The 4,895-nt window shown below is 40.2% G+C and carries 2 protein-coding genes and 1 pseudogene; all 3 read left to right on the top strand.

The window, feature by feature from the left end:
* Positions 1-175: 175 nt before the first annotated feature.
* Positions 176-274, top strand: a pseudogene (locus LIZ66_RS20275) (DUF6783 domain-containing protein); the annotation flags it as partial.
* 62 nt (positions 275-336) lie between these two features.
* A complete protein-coding gene (locus LIZ66_RS18085) occupies positions 337-3,186 on the top strand; it encodes a leucine-rich repeat protein (RefSeq protein ID WP_226838084.1) in 2,850 nt (949 codons plus the stop codon).
* 329 nt (positions 3,187-3,515) lie between these two features.
* Positions 3,516-4,895, top strand: a 1,380-nt coding sequence (locus LIZ66_RS18080) for a leucine-rich repeat domain-containing protein (RefSeq protein ID WP_227227648.1), incomplete at its 3' end; no start/stop codon positions are given.

The raw sequence follows: 4,895 nt of genomic DNA, 5'->3' as shown, positions 1-4,895 counted from the left end.
ACTGGCAAAGCTATATCCAACAACACTTTAAAAACTAGATGGATGCAGTACTAGAACCTTTTTCAAACAGGTGCTAAAGCATGTCTGAATAGTTAACAGTATTTATAACAAGAGGCTGCTGCCCGCAAAATGGGCGGCAGCCTCTTGCTGGTATAAAAAAGAGCGAGACAAGTAGTGTGACGCACATCTTGCAGAAAGCCTTTTTCAAACACGCTCTAGTAAAAATAACACTGGGGATGCAAAAAAAGCTGGGTGGAAGTCTGATTCTTGTTGAAAAAAGTAAAGATATGCACTAAGATAAACGTATAAATAAAATATCATTTTGGAGGGATAAGAATGAAGAAGAAAGCATTGAGCATTATTCTTTCTGTTGCTATGCTGACCACGCCATCGGCACTTGTAAATGTTTCGGCAGAAGAAATAGGATTTACAGATGGATTTGAAGCAGGGCAGACGGATTATTCGGATGAAGGAACTGATTCTCTGGGTGAGGAGAGAGCTTACCCGGATGAGGAAACTGCTGTTTCTGGAGAGGGCTTTGCTTCAGCGGGAGATGATGCGGATGAGGTGTCAGATTCCGGTGAAGAAATGTTGTCATTTGCTTCTGGAAATGAAGTGGACCAAAGTGAGGAAAATGAAGAAGATTTTAGTGACAGAACAGTAGAAATTGAATCCATGCCCAATACAACAGCATATGTATATGGAACCGTGAAATTCATCAATGACATTGACCTTACCGGCTTGAGCATAAAGGTAAAGACTGATAATTCGGAGGAGATTATTTCCTTTTCGAAAAATGGAGAGAAAAAACAGGATTCTGCAGGGAATGTTTATGAATGCAAAATAAGGAAAAGCGATAATCCGGAGGGGACTGGAGAGGAAATCGTTCCTGGGAGATACACAGTTAGTGTTGAATATGGCGATGACTCCGTAGGGGTTGGGTTACGCGTTCTTCCAGGCTCTGCTGCAATAGAAGCAGTCCGTCAGCCAAGCGGTGTTTATACAGCGAGAATAGAGAAGAAGGGTTTTGTAAAACTGGTTCCGGAAGAAAGCGGAAAGTATATAATTGTTGATAATGTGAAGCGCTACGATGAGGAAGAAGAAACTGACGAATATTTATCCGATGTATTTGACGATCAGCTCTTTAGCATACAGTCACAATCTGTTTTTGATCAGGAAACAGGAAAAACCTATTACAACTTGGAAAAAGGAAAAACCTATTATCTGTATCCGATGGATACAGGGGATGGAGTATATACTTTCTTTGTAAATCCAGTAAGCCAGGGGAACTCTGGCGTATGTGGAGCAAATGCTGTCTGGAAAATCGAGAATGGCGTAATGACCATAAGTGGTTCCGGAGCAACATATAAATACCGATATGATGACAAGCGGGAATGGAAGAATGTAGAATCGGTAGTTATTGAAGATGGCATTACGGTGATTGGAGATAATATGTTTTCTGGCTGCAGTAATCTGAAATCTGTACAGATTGCTGATTCCGTGGAAAAAATCGGGGATTGTGCATTTGCAATGTGTGGAAGTCTACAGAAGATCTTTATCCCCAAAAATGTTAAAAAAATCGGAGCGTCTGAATTTTGGAGGGACTACAGTCTGGAAAGCATTGTAGTAGATGAGGCGAATGCGTGCTACAGTGTGGCTGATGGAATTCTCTATAACAAAGACCAGACAGATTTGATTTTTGTTCCGGACAGTAAGACAGAATGCAATATTTCCGCAAAGGTTACCTCCTTTGAAGGAATAGACCTGAAGTCGTATCCATATAAATTCCAGTCCTGCCGCAGCATTCTTGGAAGTGAAAATTCTGCATTGCAGACTATTACGGTAGCGGCTGATAATCCGGTGCTTGCATCAGAAGATGGAGTTTTGTATACAAAAGATAAAAGTGTACTGCTTGCCTGCCCGCCGAAAAAGAAAAGCCTGATCGTCGCGGCTGAAACAAAGCAAATTGGATGGGGTGCTGCAAATGGCTGTAAGGAGCTTGTTTTATTGTCTTTGCCAGATGGTCTTGAAAGAATATACATGGATGGATTTTCCGGATGCACCAGCCTGAAGGAGGTTGTAATTCCTGAAAATGTTATCATGGATGGATACTGCTTCACAGAGAAGGATGTTACACTTCTGAAAGTTTATGCGAATTCAGAGGCAGAACGATATGCCCAAACAATGGGCTTTAAGTACGAAGTAATAGGCAGTCACACTCACAATTGGGAAGAGGCTTCTGTTGCCAATGAGGCGACTTGTAAAAATGAAGGACGTGCCATATACAGATGCACCATATGTGGAACTACAAAATTTGAAGTAATTTCTAAAAAAGCACACGAACCTGAGCGAAGAGGTGCACAAGAAGCTACCTGTACAAAAGCTGGATATACAGGTGACCTGATTTGCAAAAACTGCAATGAAATACTTGAGGCAGGAAAGAGCATTCCGGTAAAGAGCCACAGCTGGGACGCAGGCGTTGTCACAACACCTGCCACATGTACAGAGAATGGAATCAGAACCTATACCTGCGCAGCTGGTGGTGAGACGAAAACAGAGACAATTCCTGCAACAGGTCACAGGTATGGTGATTATAAAGTTACGAAAGAAGCAACGATTTTTAATACCGGAACAGAAAGCAGAGAGTGTCAGGTATGCCATAATCAGGAGTCCAGAGAGATTCCGAAGCTCACAGCAGAAGTGAAGCTGACAGCAAAAACATTGCCGGTACAGGTTAAGAAATCAGTCTCAGCTAAAAAACTTATTGCAAGCAAGGCTTTATCTGACAGTATTGCAGCTTTGACATCAAGTAATGCTAAGGTTGCAGCGGTGGATAATAAGAACCTTAAAATAACTGCAAAAAAAGCAGGTAAAGCAGTAATTACAGTTATAATGAAAAGTGGAGCTACTTCAGACATTACTGTAAATGTAAAAACCAAGAAAATTGCAACAACCAAGATTTCTGGTGTAAAAAAAGCGATTACTCTTAAAAAGGGAAAGAAATATACATTAAAACCAGTTTTGTCACCAATCACAAGTACTGGTAAAGTAACCTATTCCAGCGCAAATAAAAAAATAGCAACTGTTTCCTCAAAAGGTGTGATCAAAGCATTGAAAAAAGGAAAAGTAAAAATCACAGTGAAATCCGGAAAGAAAACTGTGACCTGTGTTGTAACGGTTAAATAAAAGATTTTTCGCAGCTGTTCAGTACCTTCACAGTTACGATTTTTCAATAAAAAAGGCTGTCTGTTTGGACAGCTTTTTTTATTGGATGCGAAAATACACAATCATTTCATACCTGAATTGCTACGTAGCTACGCAGCTCCCACAATCTTCCAAATATTTGTATTAAAATGAACGGCAAAGAAAAATAAAACTATACAGAATATACAATAAAAAATGTGTGATTTCAAATAAACAGAGATAAATTTACGAGAAAAATAGAATTTTATTGAAGATAGTGAATATATGTACTAAAATAGTAACGAATAGTTTATACGGAGGGAGAGAATGCTGTGAAGAGAAAAGCTATAAGTATAATTTTGGCGCTTGCGGTACTGGGAAATCAGGTGGGAATTACAACTGTTTCTGCTGAAGGATTTGTAAGTGGAGAGCCGTTTGCAGAGACAGATATGCAGGAATACCAGACAGATGATTTTGTGTCAGGAAACACCGATTCAAAAAACGATAATTCGGATAGCGGCAATTCGGACGACTCTAATTCAAACAGCTCTTTCGGAAATTTGAATTCTGAAGAAAGTACTATGGGTGAAAATGACTTAGAGGAAACGTATTTTGGAGGAAAAGATTCTGAAACAACTGACCAGACAACAGGTTCCGAGGAGAAAGAAAATATCGGGGAGGGTTCGGAAGAATCCGTTGATATTAGTGAAAAAGAAGTCCCGGAGGAAATTGTGAATGAGCAGATGGAGTCGAATGAGACAGAGGATATTCTGGAGACGGAAGCAAGCAGTGACTTGACGTATGGGGATTATAAATATAGCGTGTCAGGAAATGAGGTTACTATAACGGGGTATACAGGAAGTGATACATCGTTGGTGATTCCGGCGGAGATTGATGGAAAAGTTGTCAGGAGAATTGGATATGAAGCATTTAGAGCATGTGCAAATCTCAAAACAGTAGAATTAACAGGAAATGTGAACAGAATAGATGCTTATGCATTTGCAGGCTGCAAAAGCCTCGTTAGCATAGACATTCCACAGGGAGTAGAAGCGATAGGGGAATATGCATTTTCATCCTGTAAGAATCTAAAAATAATCAATTTGCCAGAAGGATTAAAAACGATAGGAAAGAGATTTCTGGCAGGTACAGCAGTGACAAGCCTTACAATACCAAGTACGGTAGCGTCGGGGGGAGAGGCTTATGGAGGTGTAACTGATCAGGCGGAGGCACTTGAAAGGATTGTATTTGCAGAAGGAATTACAAGAATTCCAGATTATTTTTGCAATAATTATTCAATGGAAACAGCGCTTGCAAGTGTAGAAATCCCAGAAAGCGTAACTGAAATTGGATCTGAAGCATTTGGAGCATGTACAAATCTTAAAACAGTAGAATTGACAGGAAATGTGAACAGAATAGATACTTATGCATTTGCAGGCTGCAAAAGCCTTGTTAGTATAGATATCCCCCAGGGAGTAGAAGCGATAGGGGAATATGCATTTTCATCCTGTAAGAATCTAAAAATAATCAATTTGCCAGAAGGATTAAAAACGATAGGAAAGAGATTTCTGGCAGGTACAGCAGTGACAAGCCTTACAATACCAAGTACGGTAGCGTCGGGGGGAGAGGCTTATGGAGGTGTAACTGATCAGGCGGAGGCACTTGAAAGGATTGTATTTGCAGAAGGGATTACAAGAATTCCAGATTATTTCTGC

The sequence above is a fragment of the Blautia faecis genome, assembly GCF_020554845.1.
GTDB lineage: Bacteria > Bacillota > Clostridia > Lachnospirales > Lachnospiraceae > Blautia_A > Blautia_A faecis.
The sequence above is the reverse complement of the archived record's forward strand: the minus strand, read 5'-3'. Positions and strand labels throughout refer to the sequence as shown.

What these genes read in the sequence shown, in the direction of transcription:
- LIZ66_RS18085 (WP_226838084.1), top strand. Translation starts at nt 337, where the DNA reads ATGAAGAAGAAAGCATTGAGCATTATTCTTTCTGTTGCTATGCTGACC.